The organism is Vreelandella rituensis (assembly GCF_003336665.1).
GTDB classification, from domain to species: domain Bacteria; phylum Pseudomonadota; class Gammaproteobacteria; order Pseudomonadales; family Halomonadaceae; genus Vreelandella; species Vreelandella rituensis.
The window spans coordinates 1-22,969 of the sequence record NZ_QPIJ01000009.1; the positions used below are offsets into that span (position 1 = coordinate 1).

At 56.6% G+C, this 22,969-nt stretch carries 20 protein-coding genes and 3 tRNA genes; 15 read left to right on the forward strand and 8 right to left on the reverse strand.

The annotated features are described in order from the left end of the window. Positions 1-270: 270 nt before the first annotated feature. Positions 271-1,332 carry a histidinol-phosphate transaminase gene (hisC, locus tag DU506_RS05840; RefSeq protein WP_114486084.1) on the reverse strand — a complete coding sequence of 354 codons (1,062 nt, stop codon included), beginning with the start codon at positions 1,330-1,332 and terminating at the stop codon, positions 271-273. Positions 1,333-1,528: 196 nt separating this feature from the next. Here hisC and DU506_RS05845 point away from each other — a divergent pair, with 196 nt between their 5' ends. The 4 genes from DU506_RS05845 to mnmH all read left to right on the forward strand — a co-directional run bounded on the left by DU506_RS05845 (position 1,529) and on the right by mnmH (position 5,630). Then, a complete protein-coding gene (locus DU506_RS05845; protein WP_114486009.1) occupies positions 1,529-1,978 on the forward strand; it encodes a copper resistance protein NlpE N-terminal domain-containing protein in 450 nt (149 codons plus the stop codon). A gap of 90 nt (positions 1,979-2,068) precedes the next feature. Continuing rightward, on the forward strand, positions 2,069-3,442 hold the full coding sequence (gene radA, locus DU506_RS05850) for a DNA repair protein RadA (protein ID WP_114486010.1): 1,374 nt from the start codon (positions 2,069-2,071) through the stop codon (positions 3,440-3,442). A gap of 59 nt (positions 3,443-3,501) precedes the next feature. Further along, a complete protein-coding gene (gene selD / locus DU506_RS05855; RefSeq protein ID WP_114486011.1) occupies positions 3,502-4,539 on the forward strand; it encodes a selenide, water dikinase SelD in 1,038 nt (345 codons plus the stop codon). Further along, on the forward strand, positions 4,536-5,630 hold the full coding sequence (gene mnmH, locus DU506_RS05860) for a tRNA 2-selenouridine(34) synthase MnmH (RefSeq protein ID WP_114486012.1): 1,095 nt from the start codon (positions 4,536-4,538) through the stop codon (positions 5,628-5,630). The genes selD and mnmH overlap by 4 nt, the downstream gene beginning before the upstream one ends. Positions 5,631-5,641: 11 nt before the next feature. Here mnmH and DU506_RS05865 read toward each other — a convergent pair whose 3' ends face one another. Then, entirely contained in the window at positions 5,642-6,328 is a 687-nt protein-coding gene (locus DU506_RS05865) for a type 1 glutamine amidotransferase (protein WP_114486013.1), read from the reverse strand. 123 nt (positions 6,329-6,451) lie between these two features. Between DU506_RS05865 and DU506_RS05870 the strand changes: the two genes are divergently transcribed. After that, complete coding sequence (locus DU506_RS05870; protein ID WP_114486014.1) at positions 6,452-7,042, forward strand: YjaG family protein; 591 nt, start codon at positions 6,452-6,454, stop codon at positions 7,040-7,042. Between the two features lie 10 nt (positions 7,043-7,052). Here DU506_RS05870 and hisF read toward each other — a convergent pair whose 3' ends face one another. Genes hisF through hisB form a run of 4 tightly spaced genes read right to left on the reverse strand, consistent with a single transcriptional unit; the run spans position 7,053 to position 9,884 of the window. Next, a complete protein-coding gene (gene hisF / locus DU506_RS05875) occupies positions 7,053-7,826 on the reverse strand; it encodes an imidazole glycerol phosphate synthase subunit HisF (RefSeq protein ID WP_114486015.1) in 774 nt (257 codons plus the stop codon). Then, positions 7,823-8,575 carry a 1-(5-phosphoribosyl)-5-[(5-phosphoribosylamino)methylideneamino]imidazole-4-carboxamide isomerase gene (gene hisA, locus DU506_RS05880; RefSeq protein ID WP_114486016.1) on the reverse strand — a complete coding sequence of 251 codons (753 nt, stop codon included), beginning with the start codon at positions 8,573-8,575 and terminating at the stop codon, positions 7,823-7,825. The genes hisF and hisA overlap by 4 nt, the downstream gene beginning before the upstream one ends. Positions 8,576-8,614: 39 nt before the next feature. Continuing rightward, positions 8,615-9,256, reverse strand: a complete 642-nt coding sequence (hisH, locus tag DU506_RS05885) for an imidazole glycerol phosphate synthase subunit HisH (RefSeq protein ID WP_114486017.1) — start codon at positions 9,254-9,256, stop codon at positions 8,615-8,617. Positions 9,257-9,290: 34 nt separating this feature from the next. Then, positions 9,291-9,884 (reverse strand): imidazoleglycerol-phosphate dehydratase HisB, encoded by a 594-nt coding sequence (gene hisB, locus DU506_RS05890; RefSeq protein WP_114486018.1) that lies wholly within the window; start codon positions 9,882-9,884, stop codon positions 9,291-9,293. Between the two features lie 211 nt (positions 9,885-10,095). Between hisB and DU506_RS05895 the strand changes: the two genes are divergently transcribed. From DU506_RS05895 to DU506_RS05935, 9 genes are all read left to right on the forward strand, one after another. Beyond that, positions 10,096-10,587, forward strand: a complete 492-nt coding sequence (locus tag DU506_RS05895) for an acetyl-CoA sensor PanZ family protein (protein WP_114486019.1) — start codon at positions 10,096-10,098, stop codon at positions 10,585-10,587. Between the two features lie 7 nt (positions 10,588-10,594). Then, positions 10,595-12,946, forward strand: a complete 2,352-nt coding sequence (locus DU506_RS05900) for an AsmA family protein (protein WP_114486020.1) — start codon at positions 10,595-10,597, stop codon at positions 12,944-12,946. Between the two features lie 127 nt (positions 12,947-13,073). After that, positions 13,074-14,168 carry an A/G-specific adenine glycosylase gene (mutY, locus tag DU506_RS05905; protein WP_114486021.1) on the forward strand — a complete coding sequence of 365 codons (1,095 nt, stop codon included), beginning with the start codon at positions 13,074-13,076 and terminating at the stop codon, positions 14,166-14,168. A gap of 34 nt (positions 14,169-14,202) precedes the next feature. Beyond that, the gene (locus tag DU506_RS05910) at positions 14,203-14,475 is read left to right on the forward strand and encodes an oxidative damage protection protein (RefSeq protein ID WP_114486022.1); all 273 of its coding nucleotides are present in this window, start codon (positions 14,203-14,205) and stop codon (positions 14,473-14,475) included. An 82-nt stretch (positions 14,476-14,557) separates the two neighbouring features. Further along, a tRNA-Phe gene (locus tag DU506_RS05915) sits at positions 14,558-14,633 on the forward strand. 6 nt (positions 14,634-14,639) lie between these two features. Further along, positions 14,640-14,714, forward strand: a tRNA-Gln gene (locus tag DU506_RS05920). A 60-nt stretch (positions 14,715-14,774) separates the two neighbouring features. After that, positions 14,775-14,850, forward strand: a tRNA-Thr gene (locus tag DU506_RS05925). Positions 14,851-15,322: 472 nt separating this feature from the next. Next, positions 15,323-16,306 (forward strand): ectoine hydroxylase, encoded by a 984-nt coding sequence (gene thpD / locus DU506_RS05930; RefSeq protein WP_114486023.1) that lies wholly within the window; start codon positions 15,323-15,325, stop codon positions 16,304-16,306. A 114-nt stretch (positions 16,307-16,420) separates the two neighbouring features. Further along, positions 16,421-17,086, forward strand: coding sequence for a fumarylacetoacetate hydrolase family protein (locus tag DU506_RS05935; protein WP_181870704.1), 666 nt, complete (start codon positions 16,421-16,423; stop codon positions 17,084-17,086). Positions 17,087-17,092: 6 nt separating this feature from the next. On the opposite strand, the gene speA is transcribed toward DU506_RS05935, so the two are convergent. Both speA and DU506_RS05945 read right to left on the reverse strand, forming a co-directional pair. After that, on the reverse strand, positions 17,093-19,012 hold the full coding sequence (speA, locus tag DU506_RS05940; protein ID WP_114486025.1) for a biosynthetic arginine decarboxylase: 1,920 nt from the start codon (positions 19,010-19,012) through the stop codon (positions 17,093-17,095). Continuing rightward, positions 19,009-19,968: a homoserine kinase gene (locus tag DU506_RS05945; protein ID WP_114486085.1), complete on the reverse strand. Its 960-nt coding sequence runs from the start codon at positions 19,966-19,968 to the stop codon at positions 19,009-19,011. Before DU506_RS05945 ends, speA begins: the two co-directional genes overlap by 4 nt. A 170-nt stretch (positions 19,969-20,138) precedes the next feature. Between DU506_RS05945 and polA the strand changes: the two genes are divergently transcribed. Next, complete coding sequence (gene polA / locus DU506_RS05950; protein WP_114486026.1) at positions 20,139-22,961, forward strand: DNA polymerase I; 2,823 nt, start codon at positions 20,139-20,141, stop codon at positions 22,959-22,961. The last annotated feature ends 8 nt before the right edge of the window (positions 22,962-22,969 follow it).

Genomic DNA, 22,969 nt, shown 5'->3' on the forward strand with positions numbered 1-22,969 from the left:
AAACCGTTCCGCGCCGATGGTAGTGTGGGGTCTCCCCATGCGAGAGTAGGTCATCGTCAGGCACCTATCCCAAAAAAATCCCCCGAGGCTAATCGCCCCGGGGGATTTTTTTTGCCCGGAAGACAGGCCCAACCTCTCGGCCCGCACGCAGGCAGGCCGAGAGGCGTTTGTCGTGCGGGCGGTAAACAATAACGCTGTATTACCAAAGTAGAGGCGGGCGATTAAAAAACCGCCCTCTGGCTTTGGATTAGTCAAAAGTCTCCAGAACCTTCATGCACGAAGTACCTCGAGTGCCTCCACCAGGCTCTCCATTTCATCCTCTGTTCCAATAGTTATACGCAAGAAATCGCTAAGTTCAGGTGTATTAAAATGGCGTACCAGAATGCCTCGTTCACGAAGTCCAGCAAATAATTGAGCACCTTCCATCTCTGGATGTCGGGTGAGAACGAAGTTCGCTTTTGAAGGCAATACCTCAAACCCCAATGCTTCCAGACGTTGGCGTGTACGTTCCCTGGTCGTCATGACGCGTTCACGGCAAGCGGCAAAGTGCACGTCATCTTCAAGGGCTGCAATGCCTACAGCACTTGCCAGGCTATCTACTGGATAGGAATTGAATGAATCCTTTACGCGCTGCAAGCCTTCGATCAATTCAGGTGAACCGATGGCGTAGCCTAGGCGCAACCCTGCCAGACTGCGTGACTTGGAGAAGGTGCCTGTAACCAATAAATTTGGATAGCGTGAAACCAGCGCTACAGCACTTTCTGCACCAAAATCCACGTAGGCTTCATCGACAAGTACCACATTGTCAGTGACTTGCTCGAGTAAGGCGGAGATGGCTTCAAGGGAATGAGCATGGCCTGTCGGTGCATTGGGGTTGGCAAAAATAATACCACTGCGCTTGCTGTCGGCCGCAAGAGCGGAAAGATCCACTTCCCAGGAAGCGGTGAGTGGGTGTGTTCTCAGTTCGATTGCGTAAAGCCTGGCATAAACCGGATAGAAGCTGTAAGTAATTGACGGTACATCGACTGGCTTCCCATGGCGAAAAAAAGCCTGGAATGCAAAAGCCAGCACTTCATCCGAACCATTACCAACAAACACTTGGGCTGGCTCCACTTCATGCACACGAGCCAGGGATTGACGCAAGGCTAACGATGTTGGATCAGGATATAGGCGAAGATGATCGGCAGGGTAGTTGCGCAGCGCCGCTTCCACTCCGGGAGCCGGAGGGTATGGGTTCTCGTTAGTGTTCAATTTGACCACATGATCGCGCGGCTGCTCGCCGGGAACATAAGGAGTAAGCGCCCAGAGTTCCGGGCTCCAAAGTTTGCTCATGAATTGTCCCGAGTTAAAAAGCTGATTAGTGAATATGGTCGCCTGAAGCTTCTCCAAGCGCAAGCCGGCTCATATTGATAGTAGCGAATGAAGTATGAAGGGTGTGCGTTGCACCTTGTAGCAGTTATGCTGTCTTAAATGTGAGTGACTTATCGCGTAACGAATAATATTTAACACCATAAAAGGAGACACCCCTATGCAACTTCGGAGTTTGCTGGTCGGTTCGGCGATGTTGGCCCTGCTAGCTGGTTGTGCCGCCAGCCCTACTGATCAGCCTGACACAGCGGCTGCCGAGTCGGCGCAAGTCAACTACCAAGGCACCTTGCCGTGTCGTAACTGCGATGGCATTGAGCTTGATGTTACCATGATGGGTGAGGAATACGGGGCTCTGGAAGAGCGCGCCTTTGAATTGCAGGCGGATTATCGCAACCACCCCGAATCGCCTCCCGCTGAAAATTATGAAGGTAATTGGGAAGTGTTGACAGGGACTCCTTCCGATCCCGATGCCACTGTTTATGAATTGACACCGGACGGGGATGGTCAGACCTATTACTTTCTGCGCATTGATGAGCAGACACTTGAGTTGATCGACCCCGAACGTCGACGTTTTCAGAACGGTGAAATGTTGCGATTGCAACGCCAGTAATTCACTCGTAATGCATGAATGAGGCGGCCTGAGTGCCGCCTTTTTTGTAGGTAATCTATTACCTGGGGCTGATGAGGAGGCGAGAATTCTGTGGTTAAAGCCAAAAGCGCCTTTGTCTGTACCGAGTGCGGCGCGGAATATCGAAAATGGCAAGGTCAATGCAATAGTTGCCGGGAGTGGAATACTTTAAGTGAGGTCCGCCTGGCCAGTGCGCGTCCAGGAGGCGCCGCGAGCGCCTCAGGCCGAAATGGTTATGCGGGTGATCTCTCCCGGGAAGTGGTGGACCTGGGAAGTGTCGACCTCAGCGAAGTGCCGAGGCTTTCATCCACCTTCGAAGAGTTTGACCGCGTCTTGGGTGGTGGACTGGTACCCGGTTCAGCAGTACTGCTAGGGGGTAACCCCGGGGCAGGCAAGTCAACGCTGTTGCTGCAAACGGCCTGTAAACTGGCGCAGCAACGACGTGTTTTATATGTCACTGGGGAAGAATCTTTATCTCAAGTCGCGATGCGTGCGCAGCGTCTGCAATTGCCCACCCAAGGGCTGAAGATGCTGGCGGAAACCAGCGTGGAAACCATTCTGGCAGTGGCCGAGCGCGAACACCCCGAGATTCTGGTGATCGACTCTATCCAGACGATGCACCTGGAAGATATCAGTTCCGCTCCGGGTGGTGTGGCTCAGGTGCGTGAGTCCGCCGCAGCCTTGACCCGCTTCGCCAAGCAGAGCAATACCGTGCTGTTACTGGTCGGGCATGTGACCAAGGATGGCACTCTGGCCGGCCCCAAGGTGCTTGAGCACATGATCGATGCGTCCTTGTTGCTGGAAGGAGGTGCGGATTCACGCTTTCGCACCCTGCGTGGCCAGAAGAATCGTTTTGGCGCGGTCAATGAACTGGGCGTCTTTGCTATGCTTGAACAAGGGTTAAAAGAGGTCAAGAATCCCAGTGCCATCTTCCTGTCACGCAGCGAAGAGTTGGCTTCCGGCAGCTTGGTAATGGTGGTCTGGGAGGGTACGCGCCCGCTTCTGGTGGAGGTTCAGGCATTGTTGGACGACTCGGCACTGGGTAATCCGCGCCGCGTTGCCGTTGGGCTGGACCATAATCGACTGGCCATGCTGTTGGCGGTGCTTCATCGCCATGGCGGCTTATTTACCGGTGACCAGGACGTCTTTCTCAATGTTGTGGGCGGCGTAAAGGTCCTGGAAACCAGCGCCGACCTGGCGGTGTTGCTGGCAGTGGTTTCCAGCCTGCAGAACCGGCCGCTTCCTCGTGAGCTGGTGGTGTTTGGCGAGGTCGGTCTATCGGGAGAGATTCGCCCGGTTCCCAGCGGCCAGGAGCGCATCACTGAGGCGGCCAAGCATGGTTTTCAACGTGCCATCGTACCGCGGGGTAACGCACCCAAACGACCGCCAGCGGGCATGGAAGTCATTGCCGTGGATAAATTAAGCGATGCCCTTGAAGCGCTTTGACCGCTTTGGGAGAGTTGCAGCCTCGCAGATATTTCATTAGTAAGCCAAGGAGAGACACCATGAGCACTATCCGCTTGACTCAGTATAGCCACGGCGCCGGTTGCGGCTGCAAGATAGCGCCTGACGTGCTCGATGGTATTCTGGCCAAAGCTGGTCCTGGCGCTTCGCATAAGCGCCTGATAGTGGGTAATCAAGGCCGTGAAGATGCTGCAGTCTATGACCTGGGTGATGGTCGTGGAATGATTGCCACCACTGATTTCTTTATGCCGATTGTCGATGATCCCTTTGATTTCGGGCGTATTGCTGCGACCAATGCCATTAGCGATGTCTACGCCATGGGCGGAACGCCGATCATGGCTCTGGGAATTCTGGGTTGGCCGATCGATAAGCTCGGGGCTGATATCGCCGGAGATGTCGTGGCGGGCGCGCAGTCCGTATGCAGTGAGTTGGGCGTGGCACTGGCCGGCGGCCATTCGATCGATGCCCCCGAGCCGATGTTCGGGCTCGCGGTCAATGGCCTGGTGGATCTTGAACACCTCAAGCTAAATAGCGGCGCCAAGGCGGGAGATCTTTTGTTTCTGACCAAACCGCTGGGTGTCGGCATGCTCACCACCGCTGAAAAAAAGGGCCTGCTTGAGCCTGGGCATCATGGCTTGGCGCGTGAAACCATGCTGGCACCCAACACCATCGGTGTCGAGCTGGCCAAGGTCAAGGGTGTCAATGCCATGACCGATGTAACGGGATTCGGCTTGGCGGGGCATTTGGCGGAAGTGTGCAAGGCCAGTCATGTCGCGGCGCAAATTGACTTTCGTCGACTTCCCCGGCTAGCCGAAGCGGAAGCCTATCGCCGGCAAGGCGCAGTGCCCGGGGGTAGTTTGCGCAATCGCGATGCCTTGGGCAAAGCGTTACCCGCCATGGATGACGCCCATTGGCAATGGCTGTGTGACCCCCAGACTTCCGGTGGTTTACTGGTCAGTGTCGATCCCGCCTGGGAAGACGATGTAGAACGCATCGGCCGAAAATTCGGTCTTGAGCTTCAGCCGTTCGGCAAGATGGTCGCCCAGGAAGGTGAGGCACTTATAAAGGTGCGCGGGTGAGTTTGCCATTGATCGAACCGACGCTTGAATTGTTGCGGGAAGCACGTCCCTTGATTGACGTGCGGGCACCGGTGGAGTTTTCCCAAGGAACGCTGCCGGGTGCCGTTAATTTACCCCTGATGGACGACGAGGAACGCCAACGCGTCGGCATCGAGTATAAGCAGCGAGGCCAGCAGGCGGCGATTGTTCTAGGCGAGCGGCTGGTCAGCGGGCAGCTCAAGGAAGCCCGTGTTGAAGCATGGAAAGCTTATGTAAAAGTGCATCCGGATGCGGTCATCTATTGCTTTCGCGGTGGGCTACGCTCACAGGTGGCTCAGCAATGGTTACAGGATGCCGGAGTGACGCGTCCGCGCATTCGGGGTGGTTGGAAAGCGATGCGTCACGCATTGTGCGCCCGCATTGATGCCGCGGCAGAACAGCCGATGTTAATAGTAGGAGGGCTTACCGGCTGCGCCAAGACCGTCTTGATTGAGCGTCTCGCCAATAGCCTGGACCTGGAGGCCTTCGCACGTCACAAAGGTTCGGCGTTTGGTCGTCACCCCTTTTCTCCCCCCTCCCAGATCGATTTCGAACATGCCATGGCCCGGCGATTGCTGTCGCTAACCGGCCCCCTCGTGCTTGAAGACGAATCTCGTCAGATTGGCACAGCCAATGTACCCCTGACGTTCTGGCGGGCCATGCAGCAAGCGCCGCGTGTACGCGTGGAAATGCCGCTGGATTGGCGGTTGGCGCAGATTCATCGGGATTATATCGATGAGCTTTGGGATATCTATGCCGGCCAATACGGGCCTTGGCTGGGTTGGACATTGATGCGCAAGCATCTGGTGACTGCATTGGGACGCTTGAAAAAGCGTCTGGGCAGCGCACGCCTGGCACGCTTGCAGCGCCTTCAACAACTGGCCTTCCGTGAGCATGAACGAGGTAACCGTCAAGCGCATGAAGCCTGGCTTGCACCACTCCTCACGGAATATTATGACCCCATGTATCGCTATCAGCTGAATAAACACGAGGATGCGCCCCCCGTGGTGCATGTTGGCGATTGGGACAGCTGTCTGGCGGTGGCGCGCGAGTGGAGTGCTGCCAGACAGTAGGTTGCGTTTACTCAGCTCGCGCGTAGCCATTGGCTTAGTAAACGATCCAGCAAGGGTGCGAGCTGGTCGAAGCGCCGAGGCTCGGCGAGAATCTCTTGAGGCGTTTGCACAAAAGCACTCGTATCACTGCCTTCAGGAAAAGGAAGGTGCTCAATACGTTCGCCAATGCTGAGGTGGGTGATTTCCAGATGACATAACAAGCCGACCACGCGCCCTGCATCCCAGCTAAACCCCTGCACGGGGGCTGCTTCGCTACCCCCTAGGGGAAGTGCATCGTCAGGTAGACTGAAGACATAACGATGCCACATGAAGGCTTGAAAACGCTCAGGTAGATCGAAAGGGCTTTCATCAGCCAGCTCGACTGTATGCCAGCCCGTTTCTGCATAAGTGCCGGGAGCCACCACCGCGCCCAACGCGCGGGCAATCCAATGGGCACCCAAGCCGATACCCAACAAGGGTTTTTGCCCATCCAAGTAACGATTGATAAGTTTATCTTCCGCCTTGAACCATGTGGGTGGATGGCTGAGGAACTCCTCCGGCCCATCGAGAACGATCAGCGCGTCGCACTCGCCTGGGCGGGGTGTCAATTCTCCCGCATAGAGATGAAATACGGTGTAACTATGCCCCATACTGGTTAGCCAGTCGGTTAAACGGGCGGGGCCATGGTCAGGGCCGTGCTGTAGTAGATGAATATGCATGGTAATCTCCTCGCCGGCCGTATACTCATTTAAGCATTGGGGATCACCCAACCGCCTGTATTGACGATAACGTACCGACTACTTTTCACCTAAATTTCGTATAAGAAGCTTCAGGAATTCAGCATGGTGTCCAAACCTCAAGGATTTTATCAGCGGCTGCAAGAGCTCCCATTGCCAGCCCAGCAAGCCTTTATGGCGGCGCTATGCGAGCGTTTGCTGCCCAATTACGCCCTGTATGAACAAACCACGGGACAGGGTGATGGTCATACCCTGCAAACCGTGCTGAGTTTGGTTTGGGAGCGGCTGAATGTCCCTAATGCCAGCATCGACTTTGCCCGCCAGGCGGAAAAGCTAGCCGAATGCGAACCGCCCGAAGGGGATGATAGCTTTGGCGCTCGGCGGGCTCTGGATGCTGTGGTATCTGTTTCAGCACTGCTGGACACGCTACAAGGCGAGTCTCCAGAGGCCGTGCTGGATGTTAGCCGTACATCACGTGCGGGCGTGCGCGCGTTTATAGAACTCACCGAAGGCGAGGTCGATGCTCAGGCGTTGGCGCTGATTATTCGGGATCATCCGTTGATGGCCGACGAGAACGACTTCCAGGACGCCGTATTGGAAGTCGTAAGCGAACCGTTGGATAAAGCGGTATTAAAAGAAGCACGCGAGCTAGGACGCAATGGCGGAATTAGTAATCTGGGACTTTCACTGGATTAACTGTTGAGTCTCAGAGCCGCATCTCGATGCCGCGTTCGGCCATGTAGCGCTTGGCTTCGGGAATGGTGTACTCACCAAAGTGGAAGATACTCGCGGCGAGTACCGCATCCGCGCCGCCTTTGGTAACGCCTTCGACCAGGTGATCCAGGTTGCCCACCCCGCCGGAAGCGATCACCGGTACCGTCACCGCTTCACTGATGGCATGGGTGACTCCAAGATCAAAACCTATCTTGGTGCCATCACGATCCATGCTGGTCAGCAATAGCTCGCCGGCACCGTATTCGACCATCTTCTTGGCCCATTCCACGGCATCCAGCCCCGTCGGGCGACGGCCGCCATGGGTGAAGATTTCCCAGCGCGGGGTTTCCCCTTCAAGGGAAACTCGCTTGGCATCGATAGCCACGACAATGCATTGGCTACCGAAACGATCGGCGGCTTCGCGCACGAACTCGGGATTATTCACTGCTGCGGTATTGATCGAGACCTTGTCGGCACCGGCATTGAGCATGGTACGAATATCGTCGCAGCTGCGAATGCCACCGCCTACCGTCAGGGGAATGAACACTTCTCCGGCAATGCGTTCGACCATTTCCACCGTAGTGTCGCGGTCTTCATGGCTGGCGGTAATATCAAGGAAGGTAATCTCATCGGCACCTTGCTGATTGTAGCGTTGAGCGATTTCCACCGGGTCACCGGCATCACGGATACCGATGAAATTGACGCCCTTGACCACACGGCCGGCATCGACGTCCAGGCAGGGAATGATACGTTTGGCCAGGCTCATGAAGTGCCTCCCGATTGGGTAAGTTGGTCGCTTAGGCGCTGGGCTTCGGCCACATCCAGCGTACCTTCGTAGATCGCTCGCCCGGTAATGGCACCGAGAATTCCGTCCTTGGCCACGGCGCTTAGCGCGCGGATGTCATCAAGATTGGTCACTCCGCCGGAGGCGATCACCGGCAATCCTCCCACTCGAGCAAGTTCGGCGGTCGCTTCGACATTGACACCGCCCATCATGCCGTCGCGAGCGATATCGGTGTAGACGATGCTGGAGACACCGTCATCGGCGAAACGCTTGGCAAGCTCCGTGGCCTTGACCGTGGAGACCTCAGCCCAGCCATCGGTGGCCACAAAACCATCCTTGGCATCCAGGCCTACGATGACATGGCCGGGGAAGGCGCGGCACATCTCGCCGACGAAAGCCGGTTCCTTGACAGCCTTGGTGCCGATAATGACGTAGGAAACGCCGGCATTAAGGTAATGCTCGATAGTGGCGGCGGTGCGGATGCCGCCACCGATCTGGATGGGCAAGTCCGGGTAGGCACGGGCAATGGCGGTCACCGCCTCGCCGTTGACCGGCTTGCCTTCAAAGGCGCCGTTGAGATCGACCAGGTGTAGGCGTCGGGCGCCGGCTTTTACCCAGCGAGCCGCCATCGCGACCGGATCATCGCCGTAGGCGGTAGCGTCTTCCATACGGCCTTGCTTGAGCCGGACGCACTGGCCGTCCTTGAGATCAATCGCGGGAATAACCAACATGAATAAATCCTCTCGGGTACCCAATGGGTCTAGCGCCGTTCAGGGCGCCCAGTTGACAAAGTTTTCCAGCAATTTCAGGCCGGCGCGGGAGCTTTTTTCGGGGTGGAATTGCACGGCGAAGGTCGCTTCTTGGCCAATCGCCACATGGGCGTTTACCTTGCCGTAACCCGTCGTTCCGAAAATCTTGGTTTCGTCGGTCAAGTCGGCATAGTAACTGTGCACGAAATAAAAATGCTCTTGGGAATCGATCCCCTCCCATAGCGGGTGGGGCTGGTTCTGGTACACCAGGTTCCACCCCATGTGCGGCACCTTCAGGCGTTGCCCGAGGTCATCGCGCATATCAGTGGGAAAACGCCTGACCTCACCCGCGAAAAAGCCCAGGCAGGGAATGCCGCCATTCTCTTCGCTATGCTCCAGCAACATTTGCTGGCCGACGCAAATGCCCAGCAACGGCTTGGCTTGACGCTTTAGAATATCTTCCACCAATCCGCGTAGTTCCGTGCGCTCCAATTCGCCGATGCAGTCACGCATGGCGCCCTGGCCGGGAAGCACCAGGCGTGTGGCACCTAGAATACAGCGCGGGTCGCGGGTAATAATGACATTTTCGTGAGTAACGTGCTCAAGCGCCTTGGCGACGGAATGCAGGTTGCCCATTCCATAATCGATCACGGCAATGGTCATACGGCGCTCCTGGTTGATAGTGTGGCGGATGACATTACAGGCTTCCTTTGGTGGAAGGCATTTGCCCCGCCATGCGCGCATCCGGGGCAACCGCCATGCGTAGCGCGCGCCCGAATGCCTTGAAGATGGTTTCGGCCTGATGATGGGCATTGAAGCCTTTCAGGTTGTCGATATGTAACGTGACGCGGGCATGATTGACGAAGCCTTGAAAGAACTCCCAGAACAGTTGAGTGTCCAGACGTCCGATGGTGGCACGCGTGAAATCGACGTTCATATACAGGCCGGGGCGGCCGGAAAAGTCGATCACCACTCGGGAAAGCGCTTCGTCGAGCGGCACGTAGGCATGGCCATAGCGATAAATGCCGCGTTTGTCGCCGATGGCTTCGGCAAAGGCCTGCCCCAAGGTGATGCCCAGGTCTTCCACGGTATGGTGATCATCGATATGCAGATCCCCGATGGCGTTGATGTCCAGGTCGATCAGACCGTGGCGTGCCACCTGGTCGAGCATGTGATCCAGGAAGGGAACGCCGGTTTCACAATTCAAGCGGCCTTCTCCGTCAAGGTTGACGGTGACGGTGATCCGGGTTTCCTGGGTATCACGGCTTACCGTGGCGATACGCTCTGACATGTTACATCTCCTGCGCCGAAGCGCCTTCAAGGGGTCGGCCAGCGTAGTGTCGCGTGGGTACCGACCGGGCGAGCAAGCAAGGTGAAGTCTACCGGCAAAGAGGACATTATAGTGAATCGGCCTGCCCATCCGCTACAATGCAGCGAGTGAGTCCGCCCCGCCAGCGACAAAAATGGCAGCCAAGCTGCTTTTGGCCAAGAGGAATTGCACCATGCCGGTGACGCTTCAGTATGTCGACCAGATGAGCTGGGAGGCTGATGCCCAGATTCAACTGGATATCGTCCGAATCTATCGTGATGCACCGCCGGACCGGATGGCGTGTCATGTTGAATCCTTCATTGAACGCCATTTGAGAGACGGTCATCGCTTCGCCTGCGCACGTTTCAATGACCGGCTTCTAGGTGCGGTGGCTATCGTCACTGAAGCCGATGCTTTATGGCTAACGGACCTCTGTGTCCGCAAGATTACGCGTCGAAGAGGCGTGGGGTCGCGTCTGATGGCCCTGTTGGCTGAGCAGGCGGCGAGTGAAGGCAAGGTGTTGCGTATTGCCACCCACTCGCTGCCCTTGGCGGACCGGGTGCTGGTTTCCCGGTTGGGCTATCGACCTGTTCCTCGTGCTTCAGACCCCAATGCGGCCGAGCAAGAGCCGAACCAACAGATTGCCAGTGATTATGTCGAGCTGGATCCACAAGGAAAAGGGTAAAAGGTTAATGAAGCGATTATTGAGAATCTTGCTGGCGGCAGTAGGAATGCTAGCCATTGTAGCCGTTGGTGCAGTGGTTTACGTTACGACATTTTTAGATCCTGAAGATTTCAAACCACGACTCACCGCAGTGGTGCAAGAACATACCGGGTTGGAGCTAGCGTTGGAAGGGCCGCTTTCCTGGTCGTTTTATCCGCGCATCGGGGTCAGTGTAGAAAATGCCCAGGCATGGTTGCCCGAGCAGCAAAATGACGAAGAGGCTTTTGCCGCGATTGACCGTGCCGAAGTGAGCCTGGCTTTTGCCCCCTTGTTGCGCGGAGAAATCGCCGTGGATGGCCTGACCCTTGAAGGGCTGCGCCTGAACCTGGAACGTGACGCCGCAGGAGAGGGCAACTGGGAACCCTTGATCGAACGGCTTGCTGAGAGTGAAGAAGACGCCGAAACCGTACTCGCTCCAGCGAGTGCCGGCCCCAATACAGATGCCGGTAACCTGACGGTAGTACTCAATATTGCCAGCGTCGAAGTCAGAAAGGCGGATATTCGCTTTCGCGATGAGATGACGAATAGGCTCCTGCATTTTCAACAAATGAATATTTCCGGAAGTAACGTCAATCCAGTGTGGGCGTTTCCACTGAAAGCCATGTTCACCTTGACATCGCATAACCGGCTGGATGGTGAAAAGCTTGAGCGTAGCCCCGACCTTACGACTGAAGTAAACCTGGAAACGCGTCTCAAGCTGGCGCTTGCCGAACGGCGCTACGTGTTGGAGAACACTACCCTGACCACACGCTCTCGACGCCAAGAAGAAGGCGAAGCCCAACAGGTGGACTTTCGGGCCGCCGAGATTGTAGCCGACTTGTCCTCACAGCAGCTCAGTGTTCGAGAGGGCAGCATCGAAGCGAGCTTGCGTCATCCCGAAAATTGGCAGGGAGCGCTGACACTTTCCCTGGCTTATGGCCTGGAAGGGGATTGGCAGGCAGAGACTGCACGGCTCAAGAACCTCCAGTTGACTGGCCCCGACGGTTTGCGTCTGAGTGGTCATCTCAACCTGGAAGAATTTCGCCAAGCGCCGCGTTATCACGGCCAGCTCAACGTGGCACCCTTTAATCTTCGTCCATGGTTAAAGCGTGCGGGTATCGAGCTGAAGACCGCCAACGAAGCAGCGCTGTCTGATGTGGCATTGACGAGCCTCATCGAAGGTAACCTGCAGCAACTAGCCTTTAGCGGACTTTCCCTGGCGGTGGATAACGGGACGTATACTGGCCGTTTGGAGGTAGGTCTGGAGGGTGAGCGTCTGGCCTTCAATTTGGAAGGCGATGAGCTGAACATGGACAGTTACCTGCCGCCTACCAATGCTATGCCCCAAGCCAATCGTGTGGTGGGTATGTCGACAGCCCACGCCAATACGCCTTCCAGTCCCTCCAACCCCTCTGAGTTATTGCCACAGCGTTGGCTGTCCGGGTTGACCCTGGAAGGTGCACTTTCCATCGACCAGTTGATATTGGGTGGGCTGGACTTTACCCAGACCGAACTGGCCATGGACGGTGAACCCGGGCTACATCGACTGAGTGCATTCAACGCTGATTTTTACGGCGGTCAGTTGAGCGCTACCGGGCGCCTGGATAGCCGAGACACTATTTTGCAGTGGGCATTGCAACCCCAAGTTTCAAGAGTGCAGGTGGACGCCTTGCTTGAAGCCCTCAGTGAAGAGGCTTCTCCTATACGGGGTCGTGTAGAGCTGGAAGGGGACCTGACCTCAAGGGGTAATACCCGCGATTCACTGGTGCGCCATTTAAACGGCAAGATCGATGCCCGGCTTAGCGACGGTGCGATACTCAATATCAACGTCTCGCGGGAAGTATGCGAGCTCGTGGCTCAGCTTGAAGGCGAAGGCACCGCCCGTGAATGGCATAGCGATACGCGTTTTGAACGTTTTGACGCCACTTTCGATGTGAGCAATGGGTTGATACAAAGTAAAGACCTACTGATTGCTTTGCCGGGCATTCAAGTGCAGGGAGAAGGTGAGTTCGATCTTAATAGCCTGCGTTTCGATGCCCGTGCCAATACCCGTATAGTGGATACCGCTGATGCTGCTTGCCGTGTCAGCCCTCAGCTTGAACGTCTCACGCTACCGGTACGCTGTGAAGGGCATGTCAATGACGCGCGCGATCAATGGTGCCGGTTTGATCGAAATGCCTTTCAGGACTCGCTGACGGAGCTTCTACGTACTGAAGCCGGTGAACGGATCAATAAAGAGGTGGAAGGTCGTATGGACGATGCGCTTGAGCGCCTGGACGAGAAATTAGGCGAAGGAGCTGCTGAAGAAATTCGTGACGGTTTACGGCGCTTGTTTAACTGAATAACTGAAACAAAGTGAGCCTCTGAAAAAGTGAGTGTCTGAAAATAGGTTTCGTGCCGGCTTGAAGGCCAGCGCTGTTTTATGGCCGTGGGTTTTCGAGAGCGGTGCCATAACGCGAGGGGACAGCATGGCTCAGGAACCGGCGCCGATCATGGCGCCTGCTACATTTCAGCAGCGGTTGCTGCACTGGTTCGATCAATACGGCAGACATGACTTACCCTGGCAACAGCCACGGACAGCCTACCGGGTCTGGGTGTCGGAAATCATGTTGCAGCAAACCCAGGTCGCCACCGTGATTGGCTATTTCGACCATTTCATGGCGCGCTTTCCCAGCTTGGAGGTGTTAGCGAAGGCCGATCAGGACGAAGTGCTGCACTTATGGACGGGCCTGGGTTATTACGCACGTGCGCGCAATCTGCACCGGGCTGCGCGCATTGTTGTTGCGCAACATGACGGCGAGATGCCCCTGGAAAGCGTCGAAGCATTGACAGCTCTCCCGGGCATCGGTCGTTCCACCGCAGGTGCGATTATTGCTCAGAGTACCGGGCGGCGTGCAGTGATTCTGGATGGCAATGTTAAACGTTCGCTAAGCCGGCTACATGCGGTGGAGGGCTGGCCGGGCAAGCCTGCGGTGGAGCGCCGGTTATGGGCGTTGGCGGACCACTATACCCCCCAACGCCGAGTTGCCGATTACACCCAGGCGATGATGGATTTCGGGGCCACCCTGTGCCGGCGTAGCCAGCCTGAGTGCGGGCGCTGCCCTTTTCAGCAAGAGTGCCTCGCCTATGCTCGCCATGAAACACATCGTTTTCCGGTTTCCAAACCCAAAAAGGCATTGCCGGTACGCCAGACTCTGATGCTGGTGTTACAAGATGCCAGGGGCCGCATATGGCTGGAGCAGAGGCCGCCTGCGGGATTATGGGGAGGACTCTGGAGCCTGCCTCAGTTCGAGGAGGAATCCCAACTGTGGGAGTGGCTTGCTCAGCACACGACCAATCCGTCGCTCGGCTCCGCGGAGCCAATGTTTACCCATACCTTCAGTCATTTCCGTCTGGAAATTACCCCGCGACCGGCGGAGTGCGATACGCTGAATGAAGTAAGAGAAGGCGGTGTCTGGTACGACCTGGAACGACCGCCGGAACTAGGGTTGGCGGCCCCGGTGAAAGCGCTGCTTGAGCGCCAGCTACCGTTTTCCCTTAACCCACTGCCGGGCCATGCCTGAGACGCCGCACCGCATAAACAGCAAGGAGAGATTCATGAGCCAAACGGTATTTTGCCGTAAGTATCAGCAAGACTTGGAAGCATTGCCGTTTCCGCCATTGCCGGGCAAGAAGGGACAGGAGATCCAAACCACTGTCTCTAGGAAAGCCTGGGAAGAATGGCAGGCCTTGCAGACACGCCTGATCAATGAAAAGCATCTCAACATGCTCGAACCCGAAGCGCGGGCCTACTTGATGGAGCAGATGGAGCGCTTTCTTGATAATCAAGAAACCGACCAAGCGGAGGGTTACGTCCCACGCGAGAAATGAGCGGGATGTAGGACAGGAGTAAAGTTGCACAAAAGTGTTGACGAAGAACCGGATTTTTAGTTTAATACGCACCGTTGGCAGCGGCCAGATAGCTCAGTCGGTAGAGCAGGGGATTGAAAATCCCCGTGTCGGCGGTTCGATTCCGTCTCTGGCCACCACACTGCTGGGGTATAGCCAAGTGGTAAGGCACCGGTTTTTGGTATCGGCATTCCCAGGTTCGAGTCCTGGTACCCCAGCCATCGTCAACACAGAATTTAGAGTTGGAACTGTGTGACGTTCTGGCTTTGTAAAGCGCAAAAGCCGACATAGCTCAGTTGGTAGAGCAACTGACTTGTAATCAGTAGGTCCCGGGTTCGACTCCTGGTGTCGGCACCAAGAAGAAACTTGGTAACTCAATGAGTTACAGAAGAAAAAAACCGCCTTGATGGCGGTTTTTTTGTGTCTGTCCATAAAGTGTCCACACATTGATTGAAGGCAGCCCTCCAAGCATGGCCGGATGAAATGGATATTACTTTATCCGCTCGTTCGGTTAGAGCCTTTTATGCTGGAATTCCTCTTTCCGGTTATATCTCATAATGTGAGTTAATGTTTTTCAGGCGAAAGCTCCCTAGCGTAGTAACTGAGTCACAGAAGACTCTATGCATCTCTATTAGCTGTTGCTGATTTCATGCAGTTACATTGCCTGTCAAGGGAATTCGTCGAGTCCAGCCTCTCAGGATTCCTGAGGAAAATACAGGACAGCGTAAGGTAAAGCGTCAAAGAGAAAGTGGCGTAGGCCTTGCGTGGCATTGTTTTTAGAAACAACTAATTGGCGGATGTATGACAAACCGACAAGGAGTTGAGCAAGATGCCATTGCCACAGACATCACTCAGATTTTCTACCCAGAAACAGTACACGGAAACGTCCGATTTGCTGGCTTGGCAGAATACTCATGCATGTCTGCCGGGCCCTTATCCCACGCGGCTTTCTCGCCCGCCTGAATCGCTCTGGTTAAAGCGCCGCGAAGAGGTGGTCAAGGGGCGAGCACGTCCCGGTCCCTTCACCCAAGCGCAGCTGGATGAGTTTGAAGAGAAAGGCTTTCTATTTTTACCCAATTTCGTCAGCGGGGAAGAGCTTGAAGTCCTGCGAGAAGAACTGCGCTACTTAATGCGCCATGAGAATTACCTGGGGCGAGATTTCAGTGTTACCGAACCGCAAGGTAAGGAAATTCGTTCTCTGTTTGCGGTACATTTTCTCTCGGAGCGGTTGAGCCAGTTGGCGCATGACAAGCGTTTGACTGACAGAGTGGAGCAAATACTCGGTGGCGAGGCGTATTTGCATCAGTCCCGGATCAACTACAAGCCGGGGTTTGCGGGGAAAGGATTTAGCTGGCACTCGGACTTTGAAACCTGGCACGCCGAAGATGGCATGCCGGCCATGCATGCGGTAAGCGCCTCCTTGATTCTCACCGATAACCATCACTTCAACGGCCCTTTGATGCTGGTTCCAGGTTCGCACAAGGTATTCGTGCCATGCCTGGGAGAAACGCCGCAAGACAACTATCGTAATTCCCTCAAAAATCAGCAAGCCGGAGTGCCGAGTAATGAAGCACTTACCCGGCTGATTGAGGCAGGGGGTGGCATCAAAGCGGTGACGGGTGAAGCGGGAGGGCTGTTATTGTTTGATTGCAACGCCTTGCATGCTTCCAATGCCAATATGTCGCCGGACCCGCGTAGCAATGTGTTCTTTGTTTACAATCGGATGGATAACCGCTGCCAAAAACCCTTTGCGGCCAATCAGTCACGGCCACGCTTTCTGGCACATGAACCGGGCGAGAGCTGGTATCCCTGATAAATCATTGGTGGCGAATTATACGCCGGGCTGTGGAACGTTGCCGCAGGTGGGGTAGACTGTTGCGTCCGTCGCCATGAGCGCGGCCGTATAATGCTAAGGAGGCTACCCACCGTGCACTTTGTTCCACAGTTTACCGATGGCCAGGCGTTTTCCCACGCCTTGGGAAAAATCGTCTGCGTGGGTCGCAATTACTCCGACCACGCCAAGGAGTTGAACAACCCGATACCCACCGAGCCGCTTTTGTTCATCAAGCCGGCAACCAGTGCGGTGAATCTAACGGAAACGCTGGCGCCGCCGTTCTCGCGTGGGAGCGTGCATTACGAAGTTGAATTGGCACTGTTGATAGGCGAGACATTGACCCAGGCCAGCAGTGACCAAGCCGAGCGAGCGATTGTCGGGATTGGCTTGGCCCTCGACCTTACCTTGCGGGACAAGCAGAGCCAGTTGAAGGAGAAGGGGCATCCCTGGGAAGTCGCCAAGGCATTTGACGGTGCCTGCCCGCTGTCTGCTTTCTTGCCGCTGTCGCGGGTACCCAACTGGAATGCCTTGGCCTTCAGCTTGGAAATCAATGGGGAGGAACGTCAGCACGGGGAAGGCTCGGACATGCTGTTTCCAGTGCCGATACTGGTGGCCGAAATGAGCCACCACTTCACCTTGCAGCCCGGCGACGTCATCCTCACCGGCACCCCGGCGGGTGTCGGTGAGTTACCGCGTGGTGCCGAGTTGCGTCTATCCTTGACCGGAGGCCTCGAAGTGACCACAAGAGTGATCGAATAAGACGTTTCATTCCAGGTAGGTGTAACCCTCGAGGCTCTCACCCAGGTCCGCCAGCAAGCGGGCCTGCTCGGTGTCAGGTAACCGGCTTGCCGCGAGTTGTTGGGCAAGCTTGGCCTTGAGTGCTTCGGCATCGAAATTCACGTAGGCCAGGACATCGGTCACGGTATCGCCAGCCAAGGGGTTGGAGAGTACCCAGTCGCCATTATCATCAAGGGCGGCATCGACGGAGTCGGTATCGCCGAAGAGATTATGCAGGTCGCCGAGAATCTCCTGGTAAGCCCCGACCAGAAAAAATCCGAGCAAGCGCTCCTCACCATTTTTCCATTCAGGGAGCGGAAGGGTGCTTTCCACCCCTTGGCCATCGACGTAGCTATCGATTCTCCCGTCGGAATCACAGGTGATGTCCTGAATCACCGCGCGCCGGGTGGGCTCTTTATCCAGCCCGGTCAACGGCAGCACCGGAAAAATCTGTTCGATCCCCCAGACATCGGGTACCGACTGAAACAGTGAGAAATTGACGAACAACTTGTCGGCGAGTTTTTCAGCGAGCTCGTCGGCAATTTCACGATGGGCACGGTTACGAGTATCGAGTTTGGCGCGCAGTCGCACACAGGCGGCGAGGTAGACGCCTTCGCCTTCGGCACGGGCGGAAATATCGCTCAGGCCCATCACGAAGCGCTCCTGTAACTCACCGACGGTTTGCAGCAGGTCGTGCCAGGCTTCTGCCAGAACGCGGGGCTCCTGATCATCGGCCAGACGATCGTAGACTTGCCAGAGTTCGGCGACGTGAATATCGTCCGCCATACGCTTTTCAGGCGGGGATTCGGCGATGCGCTCTTCACCGATAACATTGGTGATCAGCGCCGCATGATGGGCGGTCAAGGCCCGGCCGGACTCGCTGATCAAATGGGGATGCGGCAGACTTTCTTCGCGGCACAGCTGGGCAAAAGCGGTCACCACATTTCGCGCATATTCCCGCATCGAATAGTTGGCTGAGCAGAAGCTGCGCGAACGCGTGCCTTCGTAGTCGATACCCAAACCACCCCCTACGTCGACGCTGTCGATGGGTGCGCCCAAGGCGAGCAGGTTCTGATAGAAGCGCGCGCATTCGCGCAGGCCGCGCTGGATATCGCGGATATTGGCAATTTGCGACCCCAGATGAAAATGCACCAACTGCAGGCTACCCAAGGCATCCTGTTCGCGCAGGGTTTCCACCACCTTGAGAATCTGGGCAGCGGTAAGGCCGAACTTGGATTTCTCGCCGCCGGTATTCTGCCATTTACCCTTGCCCACCGAGGCCAGGCGCGCTCGTAGTCCGATGCGCGGCGTGACGCCCAGACGTTGCCCTTCTTCCAGGATCATCTCCAGTTCGGAGAGCTTTTCCACGACCAGATATACCCGGTGGCCGAGCTTTTCCCCCAGCAAGGCCAGGCGGATATACTCGCGATCCTTGTAACCGTTGCACACGATCAAGGAGGAACCTTCGCTGGAAAGCGCCAATACCGCCAGCAACTCTGGCTTGCTACCCGCCTCCAGGCCGACCCGGCCCTTACCGCGCTCGGTAGTGGCCAGAATTTCTTCCACCACCCGGCGTTGCTGGTTGACCTTGATCGGATAGACGGCGGTATAACCACCCCGATAGTCGGTATCCTCCATGGCGCTATCGAAGGCCGCACAGAGTTGCTCGACACGGTCGTGCAGGATATCGCTGAAGCGCACCAGAACCGGCAAGCGCAAGCCGGCGGCCTTGAGCTGCTTCACCAAGGCGGCCAATGGCAATGCCGGGCCTTGGACGTCGCTACCCAGGGGCCGCACCAGGGCATCGCCCTGGTCGTTGACATCGAAATAGCCGCTGCCCCATTGGTCGATATTCCAGGTGCGGCGGGCGCGTTGTGCGGGACCGGAAGCGGATGCCATGAAACTCATGAAGGTGCCTCGGGAAGGGGAAGGGCGCCATGGGCCAGGCGCGACTTCAGGATGGTGCGAAAGCGCTCGGGGTCGTGGGGAGTCAGGTCGTGGGCCGGTGGGTCGACGTAGACCACCAGCAGCCGCGAAAGCCAGTAACGCAGTGCCGTCATGCGCAGCATCACCGGCCACACTGCTCGCTCATCCGCGTTCAGCGGCCGACGTGCCTGGTAAGCCTGCAAGATGGCATCGTGGCGTTCCCTATTTAGGTGCCCATCGTCCTGGGTTGCCCAGTCATTGATCACGATGGCCAAATCGAACAGCAGGTCGCCGGTACAGCCATTGTAAAAATCGATGATGCCGCCGAGTTTATCGCCTTCGAACAGGGTGTTATCCCGGAACAGGTCACCGTGTAGCGCCCCCTGGGGTAGCACCGGATGCTCGACGAAAGCGCTCTCGAAGGCATCGACCTCATCTTTCATCAGGTTCTGGTCGTCCGGGCTCAAGTAGGTCAGCACCTTATGGTGCATGGCCCGAATCCAGTGCAAGTCGCGAGGATTCGGACGTTGGCCGGGAAAGTGCTGAGAGATGACATGCATGCGTCCTAGCGTATCGCCCAGCGCCTGACATTGGTTCAGGTTGGGTGCATCGGGATGACGCCCCGGAAGCCTCGGAAACAGTAGCGCGGGTTTTTCGGCCAGGCTATGCAAGGCGATACCTTCACGGTCATGGATAGTGCCGGGAACCGGCAGGCGGTGCTCGTCGAGGTAGTCGAGCAAGTCCACGAAAAATGGCAGCTCCTCGTGTTCACCCTGTTCGAACAGGGTGAGCACCAGTTCACGACGGTCGGTAGTGACAAAAAACGTGGAATTTTCCGTGCCGCCGGTCACGCCTTGAAGCGTTGTCAGGGTGCCGACGTTGAAGCTTTCCAGAAACGCTGCGACCTGTGCGTCGCTAAGCGGAGTGAATACAGCCATGAGAATCTCGCCCAGGTTGCTAAGCCGGCTATTGTAGCGGCTAGCTCCTTGAGTTGGCAGCATTGTGTTTCATCTGGATGCAGGGATTCGGATGACGGTTGGCGCTGCAGGACGTGGCATCAGCGCGTATCATGACCCCATTATTCTCCCTGTATTGACGGATATCGTTTATGGCCAGCGTCCCTATCGTTCTTGTTGACGGCTCATCCTACCTGTACCGCGCCTTTCATGCCTTGCCACCGCTGATGACTTCCAACGGCCAGCCGACCGGCGCCGTCAAAGGCGTGCTCAATATGCTCAAGCGCTTGATCAAGGACTACCCGAACAGCCCCATGGCGGTGGTGTTCGATGCGCCCGGCAAGACCTTTCGCGATGATCTCTATGCTGACTACAAGGCGCACCGTCCGCCGATGCCGGATGATCTTCGCAGCCAGATCGAGCCACTGCATGCCTGTGTCAAGGCACTTGGCTTGCCGCTTTTATGCATCGAAGGCGTCGAGGCCGACGACGTTATCGGAACGCTCGCCCATCAGGCCACCCAGGCCGGGCGCGAGGCGGTGATCTCCACCGGCGACAAGGACATGGCTCAATTGGTCAACGAGCACATTACCCTGGTCAACACCATGAAAAACGAGACATTGGACGTGGCCGGGGTGAAGGAAAAATTCGGCCTGCCGCCGGAATTGATCATCGATTACCTGGCCTTGATGGGGGATAAGGTCGACAACATTCCCGGGGTGCCCGGTGTGGGGGGGAAAACGGCGCTGGGCCTGTTGCAAGGTATCGGCGGTGGTCTGGAGGCTATCTACGCCGATCTGGAAAAGGTTAAGACGCTGGATTTTCGTGGCGCCAAGACCCTCCCCAAGAAGCTCGAGGCCCATCGCGATCAGGCGTTCCTGTCCTATCAGCTCGCTACTATCAAGACCGATTGCGACTTGCCGGTGGGGCTGGACGACCTGGACATCGCGCATCCCGATCGAGAAGCGCTGATGAAGCGTTACCGCGAGCTGGAATTCAAGGCCTGGCTTGGCGAATTGCTGGAAGGCAAGGACGAAGGCGTGGATGACGTGGCGGGCGGCAAGCCGGCACCGGTGGCAGCCCATGATGGGGTTAGCGCAACGCTGGATGCCGGTTCCACTTCTACTTCTACTTCTACTTCTACTTCCTCTTCCTCTTCCAGCAGTCAGCGCCTCGATCGAGTGATCCTGAGTCAGGGCGAACTGGATGTCTGGCTTGCGCGGCTGGAGGCCGCAGATAGTTTCTGCTTCGACTTGGAAACCACCAGCCTCAATTATATGGAAGCGGAAATCGTCGGGGTGGGGCTGGCGCTCGAAGCCGGCGAAGCGGCTTACATTCCGCTGGCGCATGATTACCTGGACGTACCCGCCCAGCTTGACCGCCAGGCGGTGCTCGCCGCGCTCAAACCTCTATGGGAAAGCGCCGCCAGAACCAAGATCGGTCAAAACCTCAAGTACGACATTTCAGTGTTGGCGAATTATGCCATCGACGTGGCTGGGCCGTTCGCCGATACCATGCTGGCCTCTTACGTGCTCAATTCCACCGCCACGCGACATGACATGGATTCTCTCGCCCTGCAGTACCTGGGCGAAAAGACCATCACATTCGAAGAGGTGGCCGGCAAGGGTGCCAAGCAGCTCACCTTTAATCAGGTCGCGCTGGAACAGGCGGTGCCTTATGCCTGTGAGGATGTGGATATCACCTTGCGGCTTCAGCACGAACTGCGCCCACGCCTGGAAGCGCAAGGGCGCCTTGCCCAGGTGCTCGATGATCTGGAGTTGCCGTTGATCAAGGTACTCTCGCGTATCGAGCGCAACGGCGTGGCCCTGGATACCGAGCGCTTGCATGAACAGAGCCTGCAATTGACCGAACGTATCCGTGAGCTGGAACTCAAGGCCCATGAGTTGGCGGGGCGTGAATTTAACTTGGGCTCGCCCAAGCAGTTGGCCCAGATCCTGTTCGAAGAACTGAAAATTCCCGCCAACAAGAAAACCCCCAAGGGAGCGCCTTCCACGGCCGAAGCGGTGCTCGAAGAGTTGGCGTTGGATTACCCCCTGCCCAAGGTGATCATGGAACATCGCGGCCTGGCCAAACTGAAATCGACCTACACCGATAAACTGCCGCGTTTGATCAACAAGGCCACCGGCCGGGTGCATACCAGCTATCATCAGGCGATCACCGCCACAGGCCGGTTATCGTCATCGGACCCTAATCTGCAGAACATCCCCATTCGTAGCGAAGAGGGACGCAAGATTCGTCAGGCCTTCGTGGCACGCCCCGGCTACCAGATCGTGGCCGCGGATTATTCTCAGATAGAGCTGCGCATCATGGCGCATCTTTCCGAAGACAAGGGGCTGCTCGATGCCTTTGCCGAGGGGCGCGATATTCACAGCGCAACCGCCGCCGAAGTATTCGGTGTGGCGTTGGACAAGGTCAGCGGCGACCAACGCCGCAGTGCCAAGGCGATCAATTTCGGGCTGATCTATGGCATGAGCGCTTGGGGGTTGTCGCGCCAGTTGCACATCGAGCGTAATCAGGCCCAGACCTACATCGATCGCTATTTCGATCGTTATCCTGGCGTGGCGCGCTATATGGACCAGATTCGCGCCCAGGCGGCGGCGGATGGCTTCGTGGAAACCGTGTCCGGCCGCCGTTTGCATCTGCCGGAAATTCACGCCCAGAACCGTAATCGCCGCCTAGGTGCCGAACGCATGGCGATTAACGCTCCCATGCAAGGCACCGCTGCGGATATCATCAAGCGTGCCATGATCGACATTCATGACTGGCTCGCAAAAGAAAATATCCAAGCCCTGATGGTCATGCAGGTTCACGATGAACTGGTGTTTGAAGTGGCGGATGCTCAGGTCGCGGGCTTTATCGAGGAGGTTAAAACCCGTATGCAGCACGCCGCTCAGCTAAGCGTTCCGCTGTTGGTGGAAGCACAAAGTGGCGCCAACTGGGATGAGGCGCACTAGGGCTGTCT